Source organism: Kribbella endophytica, from assembly GCF_054781295.1.
In genome coordinates this window covers 313662-335743 of sequence record NZ_BAAGUR010000002.1, presented here as the reverse complement: position 1 = coordinate 335743, position 22082 = coordinate 313662, and the positions used below count along the sequence as shown (strand labels likewise).

At 67.9% G+C, this 22082-nt stretch carries 18 protein-coding genes and 1 pseudogene; 7 read left to right on the top strand and 12 right to left on the bottom strand.

The annotated features are described in order from the left end of the window. Positions 1-101: 101 nt before the first annotated feature. The 4 genes from ACYVIO_RS20160 to ACYVIO_RS20145 are packed head-to-tail and all read right to left on the bottom strand — an operon-like array spanning position 102 to position 3682. Positions 102-1022 (bottom strand): NAD-dependent epimerase/dehydratase family protein, encoded by a 921-nt coding sequence (locus ACYVIO_RS20160; protein ID WP_460652381.1) that lies wholly within the window; start codon positions 1020-1022, stop codon positions 102-104. Continuing rightward, positions 1019-1651, bottom strand: a complete 633-nt coding sequence (locus ACYVIO_RS20155) for a dihydrofolate reductase family protein (protein WP_460652380.1) — start codon at positions 1649-1651, stop codon at positions 1019-1021. Before ACYVIO_RS20155 ends, ACYVIO_RS20160 begins: the two co-directional genes overlap by 4 nt. Before the next feature lie 9 nt (positions 1652-1660). After that, complete coding sequence (locus ACYVIO_RS20150; protein WP_460652379.1) at positions 1661-2827, bottom strand: FAD-binding oxidoreductase; 1167 nt, start codon at positions 2825-2827, stop codon at positions 1661-1663. A 9-nt stretch (positions 2828-2836) separates the two neighbouring features. Beyond that, a complete protein-coding gene (locus tag ACYVIO_RS20145; protein WP_460652378.1) occupies positions 2837-3682 on the bottom strand; it encodes a helix-turn-helix domain-containing protein in 846 nt (281 codons plus the stop codon). Between the two features lie 262 nt (positions 3683-3944). Here ACYVIO_RS20145 and ACYVIO_RS20140 point away from each other — a divergent pair, with 262 nt between their 5' ends. The 3 genes from ACYVIO_RS20140 to ACYVIO_RS20130 all read left to right on the top strand — a co-directional run bounded on the left by ACYVIO_RS20140 (position 3945) and on the right by ACYVIO_RS20130 (position 6275). Further along, a complete protein-coding gene (locus ACYVIO_RS20140) occupies positions 3945-4625 on the top strand; it encodes a nucleotidyltransferase domain-containing protein (protein ID WP_460652377.1) in 681 nt (226 codons plus the stop codon). A 43-nt stretch (positions 4626-4668) separates the two neighbouring features. Next, complete coding sequence (locus ACYVIO_RS20135) at positions 4669-5244, top strand: ArsR/SmtB family transcription factor (protein ID WP_460652376.1); 576 nt, start codon at positions 4669-4671, stop codon at positions 5242-5244. A gap of 86 nt (positions 5245-5330) precedes the next feature. Continuing rightward, positions 5331-6275 carry an AraC family transcriptional regulator gene (locus ACYVIO_RS20130; protein ID WP_460652375.1) on the top strand — a complete coding sequence of 315 codons (945 nt, stop codon included), beginning with the start codon at positions 5331-5333 and terminating at the stop codon, positions 6273-6275. Here ACYVIO_RS20130 and ACYVIO_RS20125 read toward each other — a convergent pair. The 3 genes from ACYVIO_RS20125 to ACYVIO_RS20115 are packed head-to-tail and all read right to left on the bottom strand — an operon-like array spanning position 6272 to position 8609. Then, positions 6272-7033, bottom strand: a complete 762-nt coding sequence (locus tag ACYVIO_RS20125; RefSeq protein ID WP_460652374.1) for an ABC transporter permease — start codon at positions 7031-7033, stop codon at positions 6272-6274. The two genes, ACYVIO_RS20130 and ACYVIO_RS20125, sit on opposite strands and share 4 nt — an antisense overlap. Positions 7034-7035: 2 nt before the next feature. Then, a complete protein-coding gene (locus ACYVIO_RS20120) occupies positions 7036-7809 on the bottom strand; it encodes an ABC-2 family transporter protein (RefSeq protein ID WP_460652373.1) in 774 nt (257 codons plus the stop codon). Then, a complete protein-coding gene (locus tag ACYVIO_RS20115) occupies positions 7806-8609 on the bottom strand; it encodes an ABC transporter ATP-binding protein (RefSeq protein WP_460652372.1) in 804 nt (267 codons plus the stop codon). The genes ACYVIO_RS20120 and ACYVIO_RS20115 overlap by 4 nt, the downstream gene beginning before the upstream one ends. Before the next feature lie 130 nt (positions 8610-8739). On the opposite strand from ACYVIO_RS20115, the gene ACYVIO_RS20110 reads away from it, so the two are divergent. Next, positions 8740-9300 (top strand): dihydrofolate reductase family protein, encoded by a 561-nt coding sequence (locus ACYVIO_RS20110; RefSeq protein ID WP_460652371.1) that lies wholly within the window; start codon positions 8740-8742, stop codon positions 9298-9300. On the opposite strand, the gene ACYVIO_RS20105 is transcribed toward ACYVIO_RS20110, so the two are convergent. Continuing rightward, complete coding sequence (locus tag ACYVIO_RS20105; protein WP_460652370.1) at positions 9270-10448, bottom strand: MFS transporter; 1179 nt, start codon at positions 10446-10448, stop codon at positions 9270-9272. The genes ACYVIO_RS20110 and ACYVIO_RS20105 overlap by 31 nt on opposite strands. A 145-nt stretch (positions 10449-10593) precedes the next feature. Between ACYVIO_RS20105 and ACYVIO_RS20100 the strand changes: the two genes are divergently transcribed. Beyond that, positions 10594-11466, top strand: coding sequence for an SAM-dependent methyltransferase (locus ACYVIO_RS20100; RefSeq protein WP_460652369.1), 873 nt, complete (start codon positions 10594-10596; stop codon positions 11464-11466). 505 nt (positions 11467-11971) lie between these two features. Further along, the gene (locus ACYVIO_RS20095; RefSeq protein ID WP_460652368.1) at positions 11972-15733 is read left to right on the top strand and encodes a PKD domain-containing protein; all 3762 of its coding nucleotides are present in this window, start codon (positions 11972-11974) and stop codon (positions 15731-15733) included. Between the two features lie 508 nt (positions 15734-16241). Here the strand turns inward: ACYVIO_RS20095 and ACYVIO_RS20090 are convergent. From ACYVIO_RS20090 to ACYVIO_RS20080, 3 genes and pseudogenes are all read right to left on the bottom strand, one after another. Then, positions 16242-17255, bottom strand: coding sequence for a DUF3039 domain-containing protein (locus ACYVIO_RS20090; RefSeq protein WP_460652367.1), 1014 nt, complete (start codon positions 17253-17255; stop codon positions 16242-16244). 37 nt (positions 17256-17292) lie between these two features. Further along, positions 17293-17694 (bottom strand): helix-turn-helix domain-containing protein, encoded by a 402-nt coding sequence (locus ACYVIO_RS20085; protein WP_460652366.1) that lies wholly within the window; start codon positions 17692-17694, stop codon positions 17293-17295. Between the two features lie 67 nt (positions 17695-17761). Next, positions 17762-18049 (bottom strand): annotated as a pseudogene (locus tag ACYVIO_RS20080) (MmyB family transcriptional regulator); the annotation flags it as partial. A 375-nt stretch (positions 18050-18424) separates the two neighbouring features. On the opposite strand from ACYVIO_RS20080, the gene ACYVIO_RS20075 reads away from it, so the two are divergent. After that, the gene (locus tag ACYVIO_RS20075; protein WP_460652365.1) at positions 18425-19753 is read left to right on the top strand and encodes a hypothetical protein; all 1329 of its coding nucleotides are present in this window, start codon (positions 18425-18427) and stop codon (positions 19751-19753) included. Between the two features lie 287 nt (positions 19754-20040). On the opposite strand, the gene ACYVIO_RS20070 is transcribed toward ACYVIO_RS20075, so the two are convergent. After that, positions 20041-21915 carry a glycoside hydrolase family 15 protein gene (locus tag ACYVIO_RS20070; protein ID WP_460652364.1) on the bottom strand — a complete coding sequence of 625 codons (1875 nt, stop codon included), beginning with the start codon at positions 21913-21915 and terminating at the stop codon, positions 20041-20043. Positions 21916-22082 lie beyond the last annotated feature (167 nt).

Sequence of the window (22082 nt, the reverse complement as noted above, 5' to 3'; positions counted from 1 at the left end):
GTAGAGCGCGGATGCGGGGATCGGTCGGGTCGTCGGGTGACGAGCGGTCCGGTGGACGGGCAGACGGACGGATGGGCGAGCGAGCGGACGGACGAGCGGTCTCAGCGCGCGTTCTTGCTGCGCCAGCTGAAGTAGTCGGCGACCGCGGACTTGGCGTCGAACCGCGGCGTGAAGCCGGTCTCCTGCGTCAGGCGGCTGATGTCCAGGTACAGCTGCTCGCCGGGATCGGGCTCACCACCGGTTCGCTCCGGGAGCTGCGAGTCGGGAGTGACCGCCTCCACGGCCGCGGTGAGGTCGCGGTTGGTCGACGGACGACCGGCGGAGACGTTGTACACCGTGTGCTGCAGGGTCTCCGCGTTCGCCAGCAACGCGATCGCGCGGCCCGCATCCGGGGCGTAGCAGTTGTCGCCGCCTTCGCCGGCAGGCAGCGGGCGCGGAGTCTCACCACGCAGTACGGCGCTGACGTACGCCGGAATCGGGCTGAACGGCGACTCCGGATCCATCAGCGGACCCCAGATGCTCCCGATCCGCAGCAGTACCGGCTCGACGCCGCTGCCCTGGAGCGCGTGGGTCGTGATCGGCTCGACGGCCTTCTTGAACGCGATGATGTGGTGCGGCAGGTCGACCGTCGGCAGGTCGAGCTCTTCGCGCCACGGGATCTCGGGCCGCCCGATGTAGACGCCAAGGCTGCTGGCGACGGCGAACCGCCGTACGCCCCACGTCCGTGCGGCGTCGAGCGCGTTCAGCAAACCGGTCAGGTCGGCGCGGTAGTAGTCGACCGGGTTCTCACCGGGGATCGTGCCGGCCAGGTGGACGATCGCGTCGATGTCGTACCGGTTGCCCAGGGCAAGGAATGCGTCCCGGTCGGTGACGTCGAGCGACTCGACAACCACCCGTCCGGCAAGGAAGGACGGGACGTCGGTCTGCCGGTACGTCGTGACCACGACCTCCTGCCCGAGCTCGACCAGCGCGTGCGCGGTGTGGGCCCCGATCATGCCGAGGCCGCCGGTGACGAGGATCATCGGACCACCTCGTAGTGCAGGTGCGTGACGCCCGGGGCCGCGACGGCTTCGATCAGGCGCAGGTTCACGTGCTGCGGGAGCTCCTGGAAGAAGCTGCGTCCGCCGCCGAGCAGGATCGGGATCTGGTGCAGGACGACCTCGTCCACCAGTCCGGCCGCCAGCGCGGTGCTCACCACGCCACCGCCCATCAACGCGACATCCTTGTCCCCGGCAAGCTTCTGCGCCACGGCGACCGCGTCCTCGATGCCGGAGGTCACCAGGGTCTGCCGCTCGCTCATTCCCGGTACGACGCCAGAAGCCACCTCGGCCCCAGGCTCATCAACCAGCGGTCGGTGGCTCACCACCACCAGCGGCGCCGTCGGATGCGGCGCTCCCCCGTCGATCCACCCGGAGTCGTCGTACGTGTTCCGCCCGGCCAGACTCACCCCGACCCGGCTCGCCAAGCTGTCGAACACCCGCGCGCTCTCCGCGCTCAGCCGGAACCCGTCGAACTCCTTGCTGACCGTGTCGCCGTCGAAGTACCAGTCGAACAGCATCGTCCCGTCCCCCAGCCCTCGCCCGGCGCCGGGATCGCGCCCGGTGATGTACCCGTCGACCGACACCGACAACGCAGTGATGACCTTGCTCATCTCGCTCCCTCAGATCCCTTGCGGAAAGTCGAAAAAACGTTGCGGGTCATAGGCCCGCTTGATCGCCTGCAGCCGTGCGAAGTTGCTGCCGTGGTACGCCGAAGCCCAGTCCTCGAGCGCCGGATCGGGAAAGTTCGGGTAGACCCCGCCTGAGCCGTCCACCCGGGCGGTAGCCCACGCGGCGTCGACCCACGGATCGCCGACGTCCGAGACGTACTCGAGCAGGAACCGCGACGACCGGTGCGCGAACGCCGTCGCCTCCGCCGCGACCCGGTTATAGGCCCCACCCATCGCCGTGAACGAAAGCTCCCGCCCCGCCGACAGGTCCCCTATAAGCGCGGCGACGGTGCCGGCCTGCAACGAGGACGTGAAGAACTCCGACCGGATCCGCAGCGCGGGCCTCTCCAACGGATCAGCGAACGAGCTCTTCACCTCGGCGTACGCCAACCCACCGCGCAGCTCGACAGAACCGCCGAACGCCCCCAGCAACTCCCGGGTCTCCGCGGCCCCCAGCATCGAAGCCCCGAACAGCCGCGCCCCACCCGCTCCCAAACTCAGATTCACCGTCACCTCGTCCGGAGCGTCCGGCGCCCACTCCTGCCACACCGACACGACCTCGGCGAGGTCGACCTCCGACCACCGCGCCTCGACCCGAGTCATCAAAGGTTCCGGCACGGTCGCGAACCGCAGCGACGTCACCACCCCGAACTGCCCACCGCCCGCACCCCGCAACGCCCAGAACAGCTCCGGCTCCGACGACTCGGAGCACTCCACAACCCGCCCGTCCGCAAGCACCACCTGTACGCCGACCAACCGGTCGCACGTCAGCCCGTACTTCCGCCCGAGCAGCCCGATCCCACCGCCCAGCGTCAGCCCGGCGATCCCGACCGAAGCCCCGCACCCACCCGGCACGGCCCGCCTATAACGGTGCAGCTCGGCGTACAGGGCCCCCAGCCGCACCCCGGCCCCGACCGTTACAAGGCCATCGCGCACGGAGATCACGTCGAGCCCGGACAGGTCGAGCACGATCCCGTCCGTCGACGAGCGCCCGGCGAAGCAGTGCCCGCCGCCGCGCGGCACGACGCGGACCCCGGACGCGGCGCCCTGCCGGAGTCCCTCCACAACGTCCGAGACCGACCGGCACACCATCACCAGCCGCGGTTCCACAGTGAACATGCCTCGAATCTAGGGGCGGCGCTCCGGCCCGTCTTGAACAAATCGAGCATGCAGGAACGGCCGGTACGACGCCGAGTGGTCGTGCCCGCAGAGGCATCGATCCACCGTCCCGCCCAGCAACTGGGTCGGCGTGAGCCCGGTCAGCCGCAGGCACTCGCGACTCAGGTGGGCCTGGTCGGCGTACCCGACATCGATCGCCAGCCCCGCGGTCCCGTCCTCACCACGCTTCCCGGACGCCGAAGCGCCGGCCTGCGCCAGCGCGAGAAACCCCTGGAACCGCAGCGTCCGCTGCAGCACCTTCGGCCCGACCCCGATCGACTGCAGACACCGCCGCCGCAGCTGACTCGCCGAGAGCGCCAGCTGATCCGCCAGCGCGTCGATCGTGAGCGGCTGCCACGGCATCAATGCCCGCACTGCCTCACCCATCAACGGATCCAGCCGCCCCCGGAACTCCCGCTCCAGATGCTTCTGCAGAACCATCAACGCCAACTCCGGCGTACCGGCCAAGGCCATCGTCTCGACCAGCCGATCGACCAAGCCGCCCCACAGATCAGTCAGGTCGAGCCGCTGGTCCACCAGATCGTCCAGCCCCGCCGGCAGCGGCGGCGCCGTCCCCGGCATGAACCGCACCCCGACGATCGTCGTCCGCGCCGGAATCACCTCGACCTCCGGCCCGGTCAACGGCCCCACCAACTGCGGCCGCCCACCGAGCGGAAAGTGAATCTCCACCCCACCCGTCGGCAGGTGGCGTTGCACGTACGGCGCATCGCCGGTCCGCTGAATCCACACGGTCCGTACGACGCCCGACAGCGCCACCACGGGCGCGCGCTCGACGTACGACTCCATGAGCCACATGCTCGCACTGAACCGGCCCATCGAACGGCCGTCAACCCCCGGCAACCACCACGGCCGCAGCATCCGGCGAGGCCCCCGGCACTTCGATCGCACCCGCTCGGCCGTGCACGTCCCAAGCCGGCGGCCGGTACGACACGGCCTCACCTCGGCGTACGGGCTCCAGCACGCCCTCGCCCAGCAACGAACTCGCCGAGCGGAACCGCTCGCCAGTTCTCGTAAATTGGTTCGCCAGGCCCGGGGCGCCTGCCTGCATGATGTCCCCATGGATCCCCTCGAGACCACTCGCCGCCTCGCCGCGGAGCTCTTTCCGACGGCTGTCTGGGTCGTCCTCGGCGGCAGCGTGCTGACCTCGGCGCGGACAGCCGGCTCCGATCTCGACGTCGTCGTACTGCTGCCCGACGGTACGCCGGGCGCCCCGCGCCGCGAGTCCATCGAGTACGACGGCTGGCCGGTCGAGTTGTTCGTGCACGACCGGGCCAGCCTCGCCCACTACCTCGCCGGGGACGGCCGCCGCCCTGCGCTGCACCGGATGGTTGCTCTCGGCACCGCGGCGCTGGGAGATCCGACCGACGACCAGAAGGCCGCCCGCGAACACCTCGACGCCGGTCCGCCGCCTCTCGACCAGGCCGAGACGGACAACCTCCGCTACGCCCTGACCGACCTGCTCGACGACCTCACCCACGCTCCGCTGGACGAGCAGGCCGTCATCGCGACGTACACCTGGATCCGCACGGCCGAAGCCACCCTCCAGTTCCGCGACCACTGGGTCGGCAACGGCAAGTGGTTGCTCCGGGAGCTCCGCGATCTCGACCCCGCGTACGCCGATCGCTGGCTGGCCGCGCGCACGGACACCGACGCGATCCGCAAGCTCGCCGAGGAGGCACTGACTCTTGCCGGCGGCCCTCTTTTCGCGGGCTACCAGGCGGCCGGGAAGCGCCGTTGATCCACGGTCGCGGAACGATCCGCGATGTTAGTCTGATCCGATCATGGCCAGTGATTCCGCCGTTCCGGACTACGAGCTCGAGGAGACGATCGAGCTCACCACGGCCGAGCAGGTGCGGGCGATCAGCGACCCGCTGCGGACCACGATCCTCGGCCTCCTGCACGAACGCGCCGCGACCGTCAGCGAACTGGCCGCCGCGGTCAAACGCCCGAAGAGCACCGTCGCGCACCACGTGAAGGTGCTCGCCGACGCCGGCATCCTGCGCGTCGTCCGGACCCGCAAGGTCCGCGCGATCGACGAGCGGTACTACGGCCGTGCGGCCCGGATGTTCTTCGTCGGCCTCGGCCGCCGCGTCGACGGCGTCGAACTGCCGCCGGACTTCAACGACTTCGAGGTCGCGATGAAGGAGTCGACCACCGCGTACGACGCCGGCCAGCTGCGCTCGTTCATCCGGCACGCGCGGATCCCCGACCAGCGGGTCTCCGAGTTCTGGGACCGCGTCGAGCAGCTGGTCCACGACTTCGACACCCTGCCGCGCTCCGGCGACACGACGTACGGCTTCGTCACCGGCGTGTACCCGATCCTCGACTACCCGGCGCTCCCGCCGAAGAAGGACTAACCGGATCCGCTCGTCCTCTTGCCTGTTCCTCTCAGACAAGTCCGGATCAGGTTGTCCTGGCGAGTGAGCCGTGCTTCGCTGGGGACGTGCCCCGAGACCAGCTGACCGAGCTCCGCGACCGCATCGCTGTTCACGCGCGTCCCGACCTGTCGACCGCCGTCGACGGCCTGACGCTGTCGAAGGTCGAGTACTCCGAGCCGGACTACTCGCTCACCGAGCCGCTGCTCGTCGTGATGGCTCAGGGCGCGAAGCGGCTGCTGCTCGGCGACGAGATCTTCGACTACCACGCGGGCGACCTGTTCATCGTGACGACCGATCTCCCGGTCTCCGGCCACTTCGTCGGCGCGAGCACCAAGACGCCCGCGCTCGGGATGGGGATCACCCTGCGGGCGGAGGCGATCGCGCCGCTGCTGCTGCAAGCTCCGCCAGTACGCCGTACTGCCGCCGCGCAGCGCACCGGCGAGGCCGCGGGCCGCTCCGTTGGCGCAGGCGACGCGGGCGGACGTCGTACGGGCGCACCACCCGCCATCGCGACCGGCCCGGCCAGCCCCGAGATCCTCGACGCCGCCCTCCGGCTGATGCGCCTGCTCGAATCCCCCGCCGACATCCCCGTCCTCGCCCCGCTGATCGAACGCGAACTCCTCTGGCGCCTGCTCACCGGCCCGCACGCCGACGTGATCCGCCAGATCGGCCTCGCCGACAGCAGCCTGACCCACGTCAACCGCGCGATCCACTGGATCCGCGACAACTACGCCGAGCCTCTCCGCGTCGCCGACCTCGCCAACCTGGCCGGCATGAGCCCGGCCGCCTTCCACCGCCACTTCCGCGGCATCACCAACCTCAGCCCCCTCCAGTTCCAGAAGCGCATCCGCCTCCAAGAGGCCCGCTCGCTCCTCGCCGCCCACCCGCGCGACATCGCCGGCGTCGGCCACCTGGTCGGCTACGACAGCCCGTCGCAGTTCAACCGCGAGTACCGCCGTCTCTTCGGCACCCCACCCGGCGCGGACGCCGCCCGCCTCCGCACGGCCTAACTCGTCGCACTGGTGTAACGCCGCAACCCGCGCCGCCACACGCACCAGGCCGCCGTACTGGTGCCCACGGCAACAATCACCGGCACCACCACGAGCGCCTCACCCCTGAGCGCCTGCACCGGCACCGTCGCGATCAACGACACGGGCACGACGTACGTGAACACGACCTGAAGCCCCGACCGGTAGACCTGGACCGGGTACCGCCCGAACTGCCACAGCGCGTCGTACAGCACGTCGAGACTCAGCCCGAACGCCCAGAACACCACCGACGCGGTCACCACCCGCGTCGCCCACATCACCACCGTCGCCGCGAGCACCAGGACCACCCACGCCGCAACCCCACCCGCCGTGACCACGAGGTCAGCCCGCGCGGCCCCCGTGACAGCAATCCCGACACCGAGCCCCACCTGGATCAACGCCGTCGGCGCGCACGACCCGAGACTCGCGAGCAGAATGCTCGGCGCCGGCTGCAACAGGATCGCATCCAGCCGCCCGCTCTTCACCTGCTCCCCGAAGAACTGCAGATTCGGCTCGACGAACGTACTGCGCAGCCCGCTCACGACCTGGAACGTTCCCAGCAACGCGATCGCCTCGCCCGGTCCCCACCCGCCCAGCGTGTCGGTGCGGGTGTAGACGACGAGCAGCGCGGCGACCGAGGCGCCCGCGCCGACGATCGTCACCAGCAGCTCGAACAGCAGGTCGGCCCGGAAGGCGACTGCCCGCCGTACGGACAACGAGAACAGCACACCGAACAACATCCCTAACCTCCGAAAGCGGTGAATCGACGGACCGCTCGCCGCCAGACCAGTACGGCGAGCAGCACGGTCACGGCCAGCCAGGCGGCCTGAACGGCGTACACCCCGAGCACGTCGTCAACGTTGCCTGCGGCAACCTCAGCCGGTGCCCCGAGCATCGACCAGAACGGCAGCACCGACCCCACCGCCCGGAACGGCTCGGGCAGGAAGGTCAACGGCGCCGCCGTACCGCCGAGCAGGAAGATCATCGCCTCGCCCATCCCGACCACGCCGTGCGCCCGTTGCGTCCAGACCGCGGTCAGGGCGAGCGTGTAGGTGAAGGCGAACCGAAGCGCCGCCGCGAGGACGATCGCCGGCAACGCCAGCAGCAGGTCGGTGCCGTCCACGCTGATGCCGGCGAGCAACGCCACGGCGACGATCACCGGCGCCCCGAAGGCCACGTGCCAGCACCGCAGCGCCAGATTGGTCCCGAGGAAGTCGAGCACGACCGGCCGCGGCTTCACCAGCTCGACGGCGAAGTCGCCGCCGTAGATGCTGCCCGCCAACGTGTGGTGCTCGTACGAGACCGTCATCAGCTGTACGGCGAGCAGCAGCACGTAGTACGTCGAGATGCCGCTGTCGCCCGGCACCGCCGCCGACCACACGAACAACCCGAGCAGCGGTGTCACCACCTGCCCCGCGACCAGCGTGATCACGAACGACCGGAAGCTCCACCACTCCACCGAGCTGCGCCAGACCCCCATCCCGAGCAGCACCGCCGTACGGCTGACTGTGCTCACGTCGGAATCCCGTCGCGGTAGAAGCGGTCCATCACGACCTCGAGCGACGGGTTGTCCGAGAACCTCGCGGCCAAGGTGGCCAGCTCCCCGTCGTACCGGATGCGGCTCTGGTCGATCAGGATGACGCGTTTGCACAGCGTCTCGACGTCGGTCATGTAGTGGCTGGTCAGCAGGATCGTCGCGCCCGTGCTCGCGGCGTACTCGGCGACGAACCGGCGCAGCGCGCCCGCGGCGAGGACGTCGAGGCCGAGCGTCGGTTCGTCGAGAAACAGCACTTTCGGCTTGTACAGCAGGGCCATCGCGAGGCCGGCGCGCATTCGTTCGCCGAGGCTGAGGGCGCGGATCTGCCGATGCAGGAGGTTACCGATGTCGAGCAGGTCGACCAGGTCGTCGACTGTCGTGTCAGCGCGCGGTACGTCGTACAGGACGCGCTGGTACTTGAAGGAGTCCATCACGGTCAGCTCCGGGGGGCCGCCGATCGGCTGACTGCCGCGGATCAGCGCGATCCGCCGGAGGTAGTCACGCCTCCGCTGCCAGGGCGTGAATCCGAGGACACTGACGTCTCCGCTCGTCGGGTGCAGGATCCCCGACAGGATCTTCATCGTGGTCGTCTTGCCCGCGCCGTTCGGCCCGAGGAAGCCGACGACCTCGCCTTCGTCGAGGCTGAACGAGAGGTCTGCGACCGCCTCGATCTGCCGGTACTCGCGGTGGGTGACCGCCTTGAGCGCGGCCCGCAGACCGGCTTCCCGGACGGGCGCCTGGAACGTCATCGTCAATCCGTCAACCTGGACAACTGCCATGAAGCTCAACCTAGAAGCGTGATGCAAGATTTTAAGGTTGCGCGCTCCAGGTGCCGTTGCGCCTGAGCGTGGACCCTTCCAGTTGTCGTTGAAGGATTTCGTGACACCCCGGCGCGGTCTACAGTGGCGCATGATCAGGCTCTACATGTCGATGTCACTCGACGGATTCGTGACCGGACCGGACGACCGTGCAGGACAGGAACTCGGGCAGGGCGGCTTCCGGCTGTTCAACTGGCTGGACGACAGGATGGGGACCGGCGTCAACGGACAGGTGTACGCCGAGGCGACGGCGACCGGGGCGGTGATCGCGGGCCGCCGCACGTTCGAGCTGGCCGGGCAGTGGAACGGTGACCACCACGACGGCGTACCGATCAACATCCTGACGCACCGGACGGACCTCGACCCGCCACTCGGCAGTGCCCGGTACTACAACGACGTCGCCGCCTGTGCTGCCGACGCCCGCGCTGCTGCCGGGGACAGCGACGTCATGGTCCACGGCGCCGGAGCTGCTCAGGCACTACTCGCAGCTGGTGAGCTGGACGAGCTGGAGATCCACCTGGTCCCAGTACTCCTCGGAGCCGGCCGCAGCCTCTTCGACGGCCAGTACGTCGAGCTGGAGCCTCTCCGCCAGCTCCAGGGCCGCGACGTCACCCACCTGCGCTACCGGGTAGTCCGCACCGGCGAGAAGTAAGCCAGCGCGACACCTGCCAGCATGCCGAGGCTGCTGATCACCAGGGCCGCTCTGAGATCCAGCACTGTCCCCACCAGCCCGCCGACCAGGGCGCCGACCGTCTGACCGCCGATCACCAGCGTGCGCCAGGCGGCCGTCGTACGGCCTAGCAGGTGGTCGGGCATGCGCGACTGCCGCAGCGCGCGCTGCGGTACGCCGTACAGGGACATACCGAATCCGGCCATCGCCTGTCCCACAAAGACGAACGGCCACCACGCAAGCGCCAGCGCGAACCCAGCACACGCGGCCACGCTCTGACCGGTCAGGTAGGCCCGGCCCGTCCCCAACCGCTTGCTGTACGCCGGTGCGAGCAGTGCGCCGAGGACGGACGCGACGCCCAGCGTGGTGACCGCGAGTCCCAGCTGAACCGCGGACCACCCCAGCTCCCGCACCAGGTACAGCACAACCAGCGGCCCCTGCATGGCCCCCGCGACCGCCGCCACAGTCGCCGACCGGACCAACGGGTTGAGCACCGGATCCCCGAACAGCTCCTTCAGCCCCAGGGTCGGCCTCTGCTCCCGCGGCTGCTTCTCCCGCGGCGGCTCCTTGATCAGGTACGTCGCGACCGCCGACCCGACGTACGACACCGCATCCACCGCAATCGCGAACGGCGCACTGACCGCCTGCACGAGCACCCCCGCAGCCGACGGCCCAGCCGTCGACGCCAGTGTCTGGCTCAACGTCGTCGCACTGTTCGCCTCCACCAACTCCTCCCGCCGTACCAACGCCGGCAGCAACGCCAACGACGCGGTATCGGACACCACCGTCAACGCCCCCACCAGCGCGGCCGCGACGTACAGGTACCCCATCCCCAACTGCCCCGTTGCCGCCAGCAACGGAATCGCCCCCAGCAACCCCGCCCGCCCCAGATCGGCCCCCACCATCAGCCGCCTCCGGCTCACCCGATCCACCCAAACTCCCACCGCCAGCCCCAGCACCAGATGCGGCACCACCCGCACCGCGGCCAGCACCCCCATCTCCCCCGCCGAGGCCCCCAACCCCACCACCGCCACCAACGGCAAAGCCACCGAAGAAACCGCCGACCCCGCCGCCGAAACCCCAACCCCCACCCACAACTTCAAGAACTCGGGATTCCGCCGCCATCGCATCCCCCAAACCCTGTCGGCGCCTGCCGCTGACCACCACCCTCGTTCACCCCCAGCGAACCAATTTCACCTTCAGCGGAACGCGGTCGGTCAGAGCGACTGTCACTTGGCGTGGCCTGCCGATACCCCTTGTGACCGGGAGCTAGTAATGTGTGCGTCGGCCGACGGTCCGCTCGGCACAGCTCGGAACTTGGGGAAGGTCATGCAGCCTGAGGCGCCACAGTCCACGGTCAACGAATCCATTCCGACAGCTGCTCGAATGTACGACTTCTACCTGGGCGGCAAGGACAACTTCGCGGCCGACCGGGCTGCCGTCGAGGAGCTGGACAAGGTCGTCCCCAGCACCCGCGCGCTGGCCGTGAACAACCGGCAGTTCCTGCAGCGGGCGGTACGGGTCCTGGCCGAGGATGAGGGCATCCGGCAGTTCCTCGACATCGGATCCGGCCTGCCGACGCAGGACAACGTGCACCACGTCGCCCAGAAGGTCGACGCGGAGTCGCGGGTCGTCTACGTCGACAACGACCCGGTGGTGCTGGCCCACGGCCGCGCCCTGCTGGTCGAGGACGAGCGCACCACGGTCATCCAGGCCGACATGCGTGACACGGAAACGATCTTCAACCACCCCGACACGCTGCGGCTGATCGACTTCTCCCAGCCCGTGGCCGTGCTGTTCAACTCGGTCTTCCACTGCATCCCCGACAGCGAGACCGACGGCCCGCCGGCCGTGGTCCGCCGGGTCGTCGACAAGCTCGTTCCGGGCAGCTGCCTGGTCATGTGCCAACTGGTCAGCGAAGACGCCAAGATCCGCGACTCCGTCACCAAGATCATGGACCAGGCCACCCAGGGCCACTGGGGCCGCGTCCGCGAGGAGCAGGACGTCGCCGCATGGTTCGAGGGCATGGACATCCTCGAGCCCGGCCTCGTCGAGGTCTCCACCTGGCGCCCCGACGACACCCAGGTCCCCGCCAAGCAACTCACCACCGAGTGGATCGAGTACGGCGGCATCGCCCGCCTCCGCTGATTCTGGTGTCCGTACGACGGCGGCTTGGCGCCTGATACTCCGCCAAGCCGCATCGGGTGAGCTCCTAGCAGGCGGCGGCCCGGGTTCTGGTTGCTGTCAGTCCCGTTCATCTACCACAGAGCAATCGCGGTTGTTCGAAACGAACAGATGTTTTAGGGCTAATCATCCGGCCCGCACACCCTCGGCCCTTTGGCGGGACTACTGGGCTTGGAACCAGTCGCGTGGCCACTCGCCTTCGTCGACTGCGAGGCTCATGTCGACTCACCTGCAGGCGGCTGCTCGAGCTCCTGCGGAGCTCGAGCGCGCACCGGCGCCGTTCAGCGAAACCGGCACCGAGTCCCGCGATACCCCATTTTCTCATCAATGAGTAATGGGGTATTTCCGTAGCGTGATGAAGTCCATAACAAACGGTACGTGGTTGCATTTTTTCGCTTCTTATTCGGTTGACAGGGAGCGACTTGGGCTACGGTTTGCCGCAAGGGGAGTCACAATCCGGGGGGCCGGCATGTTCAAACGTTCTGCGACCGCATTTCTCGTTCTCACCACTGCGGTCATGATGGTGCTGGGCCTCACCGCCTCGCCCGCGCTGGCAGCCGAGGGTGATCCTGCGTCCTCCGTTGTGGCGACGTGGTCCTGCACCAGCAGCCCGTGCCCGTGGGGCCCGTCGGACTCCGGCAACGCGGCGGTCTGGCCGGCCGCGGCCGAGCCGGTCCGGGCCCGCTACGGCTATACCGTCTCGCACGACGTGTACGCCCCGGCGCCCAAGGTGGCGGGCTGGACGATCACCGTCACGTCCGGCAGCGCCACGGTTTACGCAGGCCCGGCCGACGACTCGCACTCGTCGCTGGCCAATCTGCAGACCGGCGACAGTTACACCGTGCCCAGCACGCTGAGTAGCAGCAGCATCGTGAGCGTGCAGGACGGTGGGTCGTTCGAGTACACGATCACCCCCGGCGCCCCGACCGACCCGCCGCCGGCCTCCGGTGACGGCTCGGTGCTGGCCACCTGGAACTGCACCACCAGCCCGTGCCCGTCGGGCCAGAGCTACACCACCAACGCGGGCGTCTGGCCGGCCGCAGCTCAGCCGGTCCGCGCCCGCTACGGCTACACGGTCTCCGCCGACGTCTACGCTCCGGTGTCCACGGTGGCCGGCTGGAAGATCACCGTCGTCTCCGGCAGCGCCACGGTTTACGCAGGCCCGGCCGACGACTCGCACTCGTCGCTGGCCGCTCTGTCGGCCGGCGAGAGCTACACCGTGTCGAGCACCCTGAGCGGCAGCAGCATCGTGAGCGTGCAGAACGATGGCGCGTTCCGGGTCACCTTCACTCCGGGCGAGCCGACCACGCCGCCGGCGTCCGGCTACGGTTCGGTGCCGGCCACCTGGAACTGCACCGGCACGCCCTGCCCATCGGGTGCGAGCTACACCAGCAACGCGGCGGTCTGGCCCGCGACGGCCGAGCCCACCCGGGCTCGCTACGGCTACACCGTCTCCCACGACGTGTACGCACCGGCGGCGAAGGTTGCCGGCTGGAAGATCACCGTCACCTCCGGCAGCGCCGCCGTGTACGCCGGACCGGTCGGGGACTCACACTCGTCGCTGGCCGCGCTGTCGGCCGGCGAGAGCTACACCGTGTCGAGCACCCTGAGCGGCAGCAGCATCGTCAGCGTGCAGGGTGGCTCCGCGTTCGAGTACACGCTCACCCCGGGTGCGCCGGTCACGCCCCCGCCCGCCGGCGACGGCGGGGCGGCCCAGGTGACCTGGACCTGCACCAGCAGCCCGTGCCCGTGGGGTCCGTCGGACAGCGGGTACGCCGCGGTCTGGCCGGCCGAGACCGACCCCAGCCGGGCCCGCTACGGCTACACCGCCTCGCACGACGTCTACGCGCCGGCCCCGCAGGTAGCGAACTGGAAGATCACCGTCACCTCTGGCAGCGCCACCGTGTTCTCCGGCCCGGTCGGGGACTCGCACGCGTCGCTGGCCAACCTGTCGGCCGGCCAGAGCTACACCGTGCCGACGACGCTGAGTGGTAGCAGCATCGTCAGCGTGCAGGGCGGTTCGCCGTTCGAGTACGCCTTCGTGCCCGGCCCGCCGGTCCCGCCGACGCCGCCCGCCTGTACCGACCCCACCACCTGTGACCCGGTCTCCTGGGTCAACGCCCGCTGGCGCTACGCCGGCACCGGCGAGAACCCCGGTGACTGGTACGGCGGCGTGATCACCTGGCCGGTCGGCACGGCCTACCAGGGCAACGGCCGCTCCGGCGACAACGCGCGCACCGTCTACTCGGACTCGGGCGCTCCGCTCTACCCGTACATGGGTGCCTGGGCCGACGGGTGCACCGTCCGCGTGGTCACCGGCCGGGTCCTGATCGTCGAGTGGGAGCGCGGTACGGACGAGTGGCGGGAGACCCGCTTGAACGCCGGCCAGGCGTACACCATCTCGCTCAGCGGCTCCGAGAACGGCGCCATGATCGAGACGGACAATGACGTCGAGCCCTTCACGGTCTCGATGAGCAACTGCACTCCGCGGCCGGTCTCGGAGTCGAACAACCGCCTCCCGGTGGCGAACGCCGGTGCGCCGCAGTCGGTCGTGGCTGGTACGACCGTGACCCTGAACGGGTCCGGCACCGACGCCGACGGCGACGACCTCACCTACGCGTGGACCCAGACCGGTGGACCGGCGGTGACGCTGTCCAGTACGACGGCGGCCAAGCCGACCTTCACCGCCCCGTCCTCGGCCTCCACGCTGACCTTCAGCCTGGTGGTGCGAGACGGCAAGGCCAACAGCGCGGCGGCGACCACCACGGTCACCACCACCATCCCGGTCAACACGGTGCCGGTGGCGAACGCCGGTCCGGCACAGTCGGTCAACACGGGTACCACGGTGACGCTGGACGGCTCCGGCAGCCGCGACGCCGACAACGACCCGCTGACCTACACCTGGACCCAGACCGGTGGGTCGGCGGTGACGCTGTCCAGCCGGACAGTGCAGAAGCCGACCTTCACTGCCCCGGCCAACAAGACCACGCTGACGTTCAGCCTGGTGGTGCGGGACGGCAAGGCCAACAGCGCCGCCGTCACCACCACGGTCACCACCAACAACACGGTGCCGGTGGCGAACGCCGGTACGGCACAGTCGGTCTACACGGGCACCACGGTGACGCTGGACGGCTCCGGCAGCCGCGACGCCGACAACGACCCGCTCACCTACACCTGGACCCAGACCGGTGGGTCGGCGGTGACGCTGTCCAGCCGGACGGTGCAGAAGCCGACCTTCACCACCCCGGCCGTACCGGCCACGCTGACCTTCAGCCTGGTCGTGCGGGACGGCAAGGCGGACAGCGCGGTGTCGACCACCACGGTGACCGTCACCGGTCCGAACCTGGCCCGGGGCAAGACCGCCACCCAGTCGAGCACCAGCGGTACCGCGGTGGCGGCCCGGGCGGTGGACGGCAACACCAACGGCGTGTTCGCGAGCGGCTCGGTGACCCAGACCAACATCTCCACCCAGCCCTGGTGGCAGGTCGACCTCGGTTCCGCGGCGGCCGTCTCCACGGTCACGGTGTGGAGCCGGACCGACTCGAACCGGATGGGCAGCGGCTCGGTGTTCATCTCCTCGACCGACATGACCGGCCGGTCGATGTCCTCGCTGCAGGCCGACGACTCGGTGAAGGAGATGTCGTTCTCGGCGTTCTCGTCCACCACCAACAGCCTGACCCTGAACGCGGGCAACGCCACCGGCCGGTACGTGCGGGTGCAGCTGTCGAGCATCATCGCCATCATGAACCTGGCCGAGCTGCAGGTCGGCGGCACCACCGGCGCCGTGAACCTGTCCACCAGCCGGCCGGCCACGCAGTCGTCGACCGACGTCGGCACCGCCGCCCGGGCCGTGGACGGGAACACCAACGGCGTCTTCGCCGCCGGGTCGGTGAGCCGGACGGCGTCCAGCTCGCAGCCGTGGTGGCAGGTCGACCTGCTGACCAGTTCCCGGGTCAGCAACGTCACGGTGCACAACCGGACCGACGCCTCGGCCGACAAGCTGAACAACGCGGTGGTGTTCCTCTCCACCGCCAGCATGTCGGGCCGGACCTACGCCCAACTGATGGCCGACTCCTCGGTGACCAAGCTGAACCTCGGGGCGACGCCGGGGGCGGTCACCAGCCTGACGACCAACACCGTGGCCCGCTACGTCAAGGTGCAGTCGCCGGCCACCAGCGCCGGTGTGATCAGCCTGGCCGAGGTCACGGTGACGGGCACCCAGCCCAACTGACGCACGACCAGGGATCCGTCTCGGTTCGTTCCATCGACGAAGCGCAAGGTCCGGGCTCCACACGCGACCCGGGCCTTGCGCATCGCTGACCTCCCTCAGGTGCCTGCGAGCTGGACGGACAGCCGGCTCGGCTCCCGCCCGCCAGGGGCGGGAGAGCTTGAACTGCGCGCGGTGTTGGTCCGTCGTCGCTGTTGTCGAGGCCGCGGCTCTCCAGCTCGAACGCGGCGCGCTCGGCTGAAAGACCAAACCTAGCCCTGACCTGCGGTTTTTTGCTGTGGGGCGGGTGGGGCTCGAACCCACGACCCAGGGATTATGAGAGCCACGTCACACGCATCACCGGCCTACTTCAGGCGGCAAGGCTTGCACTCCCGCCCTCTAGAGGCGTCTTCAACCACCCTGGTTGACGTGAGTTCATGTCACGAGTCATGTCACGAGGGACGTCGTCCCCCCTCTCTGCGGCGAAGCCCAGGGAGGCCAACTAACCGTTTACTTTGGCCATCGCAGGAAGTCAGCCGAACTCGGGAAGTTTTGAATACTTGGTCGAACAGTTATCGCACTTGGGCAGCTGTTCGTGATCTTGAGTCGGGACGAAGTAGACGCCGCATAAGGCGCGCACGGCACGCCCTTCGACGGTGCTGCTGAAAAGGCCAGCGCGATGGGTGTAGTGGCTTGCTGTTCCCGGCTCGGAGATCGCTAGCTCGTTTGCTTCACAGAGCGCTCTTAGCTCGACAACCCGTTCGGTCCAGGCGCCAACGTCACCCATGTTCGAGAAGATGTGATTTCCGGACGTGTCCCAGTCTTGCTCAGGCGGGTTGATCGATATCAGCATCCGTGTCTCGAGTTGCATGATCAATGAGTAGGTGTCGTCCGAGGCTGGCCGGACCTCCAAGAGGACATCGTCAGTGTCAATGTCGCTGTTGCGGACCTGGTCCACGGTCAGTTCGACCTCTGCGAGGTCTCTTGGCCTCTTGGGAGAGGGATGCGGGACCTTGAAGCGACAGTTTCCGCCTGCGTGAATCGCTTCGAGCGCTTCCAACGCTTGCCGCTGGACGCCGAGTTCCCACTCAAGCATCAAGCGTGCCGCGGTCTCTTGCCTGAGTAGCGCCCGGTCCTTGTCCGTCGGCAGCCACTTACCTGACACACCTGAGTCGTTCTCTCGCTGAACTCGGCGGTAGAAGTCATCCCGATCGAGGTGGCCTCCTTTTGCGAGACCAGCGACTACCAGCCAGCAGACGCCGTCAGCAGGGTCCTCCCAAACGCCGCCGCGCCACTGAGAGAACTTGATTTCCAGCAGCGGAATCTTGGTCGAGCTCTTGATCGCGCCTGCATGGTTGTCGTCATCATGATCCGTACCGAAGGACTCAACCGCCTTAACCACGATGGGGTGGGGAAGCTCGCTAAGGCGATGGAGTCCCTCGAAGTCGCCTTCAGACAGCTGGCGCTGGGGCTGGGTCGAGTCCCAGCCCGACGTCAGGTCATCCTTAAGCACTCGGAGCGTTGGGCGGGCGCGGCGATTGTGCACGTAGGCAATCTTGCCTAACTAATCGCCTGCGTGCGGCTTATAGCTCGGCGGCGAGTTCGTCGACTGCCGTCTTGGTGGTCGCACGCTGATGCGCGAAACGCTCGGCGAGCTCACGACGGGCGGTGTCACGCTTCTCCTCGAAGGCGACGAGGTCACGCATCTCGATTCGACGGTCACGGCCGACGTTGTGAAAAGGGATCTCGCCTGCGTCGAGGAGCTTGTACAGGTGCGTACGGCTCATACCGAGGCGCTTGGCTGCTTCGTTCGGCGTCAGCGTCTGGGTGGCGTCACTGACGATCAGCTGACTGGAGTCGCGGGCGAAGCGGGTGATGAGCAGTAGTGCTGCACGAAGTTCAGGGTCAGTACGCTCCTGAGCGAACTGCTCGAGCTCATCAAGCTGACCAGCAGGGATGTTGGCGGTCTCAAAGGTCGTCTTCATATCCCTCTCCAATCAGGTGCCACAGGTGCCTCAGGTGTCATAGATGACGCGTAATACATTACAGGAGCTATGGAGAAGTCTCAAGAGGAGGCACTCCAGCGGGCGCAGTATGCGCGAGTCCGTGGCAGAGATCAGGCGTCGTCGCGGGGCGTGTAGAGCATGGCCCAGTGATCTCGTTCCCGGTCGTGCAGAAGCTCGTGTCGAAGCTGACCCGGCCGTAGGTGGAGTGGTGCAGCTGTTTGGTTGCCGATCGCCACGCGATGACCTCGCCGCGTTCCCAGTAGTCGCGCAAGGTCGGGCTGGTCGCGGTGAGTTCCGCGAGTATGCCGCGGAGGTAGTCGTCGTCGGGATATCGGTCAGCGCGGTGCGCAGCTCGGCGGCTGCGACGCGCAGGAACTGGTCGGCGCCGTCACCGAGCAAGCTGGAACAGCACGCAGTATCGGAGGGGACCGTCCGCCGCGCTCTCGACCTGCTACGCGCCTGGGACCTCCTCGACGACAGCCGTCAAACCAAACCCATGCAATAGCACCGACACGCTCGCGGTGACCGCTCCCCGGCGCCGTGGCCTGACCGCTCGCGCTTTGCGCTCCGGAGCGCCGCGGCACCCGACCTCGCCTGGGACTGATCGGCCCTGTGCATCGATACGGTGGCTTGCGTGGCTGAGCGGACCGTGAACGCACGTCAACTCGAGGTCTTGAAGTGGGTCGTTGCCGGATGTCCCGAGGGAGTGATGGACGACACGACGTACAAGACGACTGCGATCGCGCTCCAGAACCGTCGCCTGGCGACTGTGACCAAGAAGCGCGGGGTGTGGAAGGCGGAGGCAACGGAGGCTGGTCGGCATTTCGCCGAGGACGGTTGCTACCCAGCCGGACACTGGACGATCGCCTCGGACACAACACGCGCAAAGAGCGCGCCGACGTTGTCGCCGGCAAGGCCGAGCATCCCGGAACGCGCACAGCGGAAGGTCACTGCCTTGCGCCCGGTTGACCAGATGATCGCCGACATCGTGGCCGCAGGCGGGAGCCTCGAAGTCGAGGATTTCCACAACTACTACGACAACCTTGTGTCATCAGCCATACGGCACGGCAAGGTCCCTGAGGGCAAGCTGCTGGAGATAGCGCGCGGCCGTAGCTGGCCTCAGAAGCAGCTGCAGCTTGTAGACAAGCCATCCTGGATGAACGCCGTCTTGGAGTCGATCGAAGTATCTGACAGGCTCCTCAAACCCCATTCCGCGATCGTCGCGCTCCGCGCCGACAAGGGGCAGCGACTGCGGTTCAAGGGCGACGTACGGCAACGAGCGCTGCGTCTGCTCGACGCGATAGCCAAGAGCGCCTCGGGGCGGGGGTGGGAGGTCACCTGCCCGGCGTGGACGCGGGACGATCACCATCCCTCGGACCTGGCCGTCTCCATCACCGGGTACACGTACGGCCTACAGGTCTCCGAGAACGACGACAAGGTCCCGCATGAACCGACCGCGAAGGAACTTCGCGACTTCGAGAGGTGGGGCTACCCACGGATCCCGACGTACGACAAGGTTCCTTCAAGGCGGCTAACCATCTTGGTTAACGGCGGCGTCCCAGCCCGCCAGTCCGCCTTCAGCGACACGAAAACGATCAACCTCGCCGACCGTCTACCAGTCCTCGTCCAGGAACTGGAACTCCGGGCCGCTGCTGATGAGCAACGCCGCCTTGAACGTGAACAGCAGGAAGCCGAACGCCGCCGGCGCTGGGAACAGGTCCGAGGCGAGGCGGTCGTCGCCCTGCGCGAACACAACCGCGCCGCCATCTTGGCCGAGCAGGCCGCCCAATGGCACCAGAGCCAACTGCTTGGTGACTACATCGCCGCTATGCAGCAGCGCATCGCCTCATTGGAGGGCGACGAGCAGCCCGGTGCACGTGAATGGCTGGAGTGGGTAGAAGACCACCATCAGCGGTCGAATCCGCTCAACCGGCGTCTGGTACTGCCAGCTGACCCTGATCCGAGTCCGGAGGCGATCAAACCATATATGCGCGGCCTGTCGCCTTACGGCCCGGACAACGGGTTCGGCTGGCGCTGACCAAAGTTCTGTGACATGGCCAGCGACCCCTCACCCAGCTACGGGCACCCAGGAAGCGCGGATGCAGGTCAGGTGTCGGAATCGAACCGACGACCTTCTCATTACGAGGAGGACGCTCAGCGTGTCGCTCGCTTCCATGAGGCGTTTGTGGTTGCACGGCGACCGTCGTCACCAGCCAGGGTTCTCATGCTTCTCCGCCGTTTCGCACCACGAACCGCACCACGGGCAACTGGGCTCGTACCGCCGCGGCCGAGCCTGCTGCAGGGTGGGGCGAGCCGGCAATGGCTTCAGGACGCTCGGGATCCGTTCCCGTCGGCAACTACCCAGTGAACTGCTTCGGCCTGAGCACTTGACGTCCGAGGTACTCCGGTCCATCCAGCTGCTGGGGCGTTTTCGGAGGTGAGCGTGAGAGCTGTGGTGATCAGGCCTGCATGGCTGAAGGCTTGCGGTGTGTTGCCGAGGTGGCGTCCGGTGGTCGGGTCGTACTGCTCGCTGAGGAGGCCGACGTCATTGCGGAGCGAGAGGAGTCTTTCGAAGAGCTCGATCGCCTCGTCGGTGCGTCCCATGCCGTGAAGTGCGTCTGCAAGCCAGAAGGAGGTGGCGAGGAATGTACCTTCTCCGCCTGGAACGCCGTCGACGTTGCGCCGGCCGTCGGCTACGGCGTACCGGAGTACGAGGCCTTGTTGGGTCAGGTTCTGCTGGATGGCGTCGACTGTGCCGATCATTCGTTTGTCGTCCCACGGCAAGAAGCCGTAGCGAGGCATCAGCAGGACGGCTGCGTCGAGTCGTGAGGATCCGTAGGACTGGGTGAAGGCTTGGCGGCGGGAATTGAAGCCGCGCTCGGAGATCTCGCGTGCGATGGTGCGGCGCAACATCCTGAGGCGACGGAGACGGGCAGATCGGCGGCCACCTCTGTGTTCGAGGGTGCGTACGGCTCGGTCGACGCCGACCCAGGCCAAGAGCTTGGAGTGGACGAATTGGCGCCGTGGTCCGCGGACCTCCCACAGGCCGTGGTCAGGGTCGCGCCAGTCTCTTTCGATGGCATCGAGGAGAGCTTGCTCGAGGTCCTCTTGCCCGGCGGCGTCCGGTAGGCCGGCGACTCGGGCCGCGTAGAGGGTGTCGAGGATTTCACCCCAGACGTCGTTCTGTTGCTGAGCTGCTGCCGCGTTGCCTACCCGCACGGGTACGGAGTCGGCGTGGCCAGGGAGCCAGTCGAGCGTCTGCTCCGGCAGCTCGGTGACGCCGTCGACGGCGTACATGATCTGAGGTCCGCCCGGACTCCTCTTAACCGTGCGAATCAGCCAGTCGCGCCAGGCCGCGGCTTCGTCGAGGTAGCCGGTCGCGAGAAAGGCCTGCAGTGTGAAGCTGGCGTCGCGCAGCCAGGAGTAGCGGTAGTCCCAATTGCGCGACCCGCCGAGCTCTTCGGGCAACGACGTGGTCGCGGCGGCCAGGATGCTGCCGGTCGGCGCATAGGTCAGCGCCTTCAGCATGATCAGCGACTGCGTCACCTCCGACTTCCAGTGACCCGCGTACGTCGACTTCCCCACCCATTCGATCCAGAACTCCACGGTTGCTGTCAGCGCAGAGTCGACGGACAGCGGAGATGCCTGCGCTGCGTTTTCGGGGCAGCTCAATCTGAAGGCGATCCGCTCGCCGGCGGTCACGCTGAATTCACCGCTCCAGGAGGCGTCGTCCGACTCCAGGTGGACGTCGCTGTCGAGCCACAGTTCGTCATCGCCGGCCGTCGCGATCAGGCGCCGGCCGGCGGCGTACACCGTCGGAACGTCCTTGCCGTAGCCCATTCTCGGTGTCAAGCGGGTGTGCATCCGCACGGTTCCGGTCAAACCGTCCACGATCCGCACCACCATCGGCACCGGCGAAGTCGGGACCATCAGATCAGTGACGCGCGCTGCGCCCTCCGAGGTCGTCCATCGAGTTTCCAGCACGAGAGTGCCCCTGCGATACCGCCGCCGGACAGACGCGGTCCGGTCGGCAGGAGCCAAGCTCCATCGGCCGTGCCGCGCGTCGCCAAGGATTGCCGAAAAGACCGCCGGCGAGTCGAACCGCGGTAAGCACAACCAGTCGATCTCCCCGCCGATGCCGATCAATGCGGCAGTCCGCAGATCACCGATCAGGGCGTAGTCCTCGATGCTCAGCGTCATGATCTTTCCCCTGTTCGGGTCGTGCAGGTAATGCCCGATGGCCACGCAGGTCGGGCGAGCTCTCCGGGGTGCAGCTCCGCTCAGCCAGAGATTCCACTGTCGGAGAGTTGCGATGTGTCGGTTGCCCATAGCAATGAGCCTGTGGTGCGCTCGGTCCGCAGCAGTCG

Bases quoted from the DNA above. Each gene is read 5' to 3' on its own strand.
- ACYVIO_RS20160 (WP_460652381.1), bottom strand. From the start codon at position 1,022: ATGATCCTCGTCACCGGCGGCCTCGGCATGATCGGGGCCCACACCGCG.
- ACYVIO_RS20155 (WP_460652380.1), bottom strand. From the start codon at position 1,651: ATGAGCAAGGTCATCACTGCGTTGTCGGTGTCGGTCGACGGGTACATC.
- ACYVIO_RS20150 (WP_460652379.1), bottom strand. From the start codon at position 2,827: ATGTTCACTGTGGAACCGCGGCTGGTGATGGTGTGCCGGTCGGTCTCG.
- ACYVIO_RS20145 (WP_460652378.1), bottom strand. From the start codon at position 3,682: ATGTGGCTCATGGAGTCGTACGTCGAGCGCGCGCCCGTGGTGGCGCTG.
- ACYVIO_RS20140 (WP_460652377.1), top strand. From the start codon at position 3,945: ATGGATCCCCTCGAGACCACTCGCCGCCTCGCCGCGGAGCTCTTTCCG.
- ACYVIO_RS20135 (WP_460652376.1), top strand. From the start codon at position 4,669: ATGGCCAGTGATTCCGCCGTTCCGGACTACGAGCTCGAGGAGACGATC.
- ACYVIO_RS20125 (WP_460652374.1), bottom strand. From the start codon at position 7,033: ATGTTGTTCGGTGTGCTGTTCTCGTTGTCCGTACGGCGGGCAGTCGCC.
- ACYVIO_RS20115 (WP_460652372.1), bottom strand. From the start codon at position 8,609: ATGGCAGTTGTCCAGGTTGACGGATTGACGATGACGTTCCAGGCGCCC.
- ACYVIO_RS20110 (WP_460652371.1), top strand. From the start codon at position 8,740: ATGATCAGGCTCTACATGTCGATGTCACTCGACGGATTCGTGACCGGA.
- ACYVIO_RS20105 (WP_460652370.1), bottom strand. From the start codon at position 10,448: ATGCGATGGCGGCGGAATCCCGAGTTCTTGAAGTTGTGGGTGGGGGTT.
- ACYVIO_RS20100 (WP_460652369.1), top strand. From the start codon at position 10,594: ATGTGTGCGTCGGCCGACGGTCCGCTCGGCACAGCTCGGAACTTGGGG.
- ACYVIO_RS20095 (WP_460652368.1), top strand. From the start codon at position 11,972: ATGTTCAAACGTTCTGCGACCGCATTTCTCGTTCTCACCACTGCGGTC.
- ACYVIO_RS20085 (WP_460652366.1), bottom strand. From the start codon at position 17,694: ATGAAGACGACCTTTGAGACCGCCAACATCCCTGCTGGTCAGCTTGAT.
- ACYVIO_RS20075 (WP_460652365.1), top strand. From the start codon at position 18,425: ATGGACGACACGACGTACAAGACGACTGCGATCGCGCTCCAGAACCGT.
- ACYVIO_RS20070 (WP_460652364.1), bottom strand. From the start codon at position 21,915: ATGACGCTGAGCATCGAGGACTACGCCCTGATCGGTGATCTGCGGACT.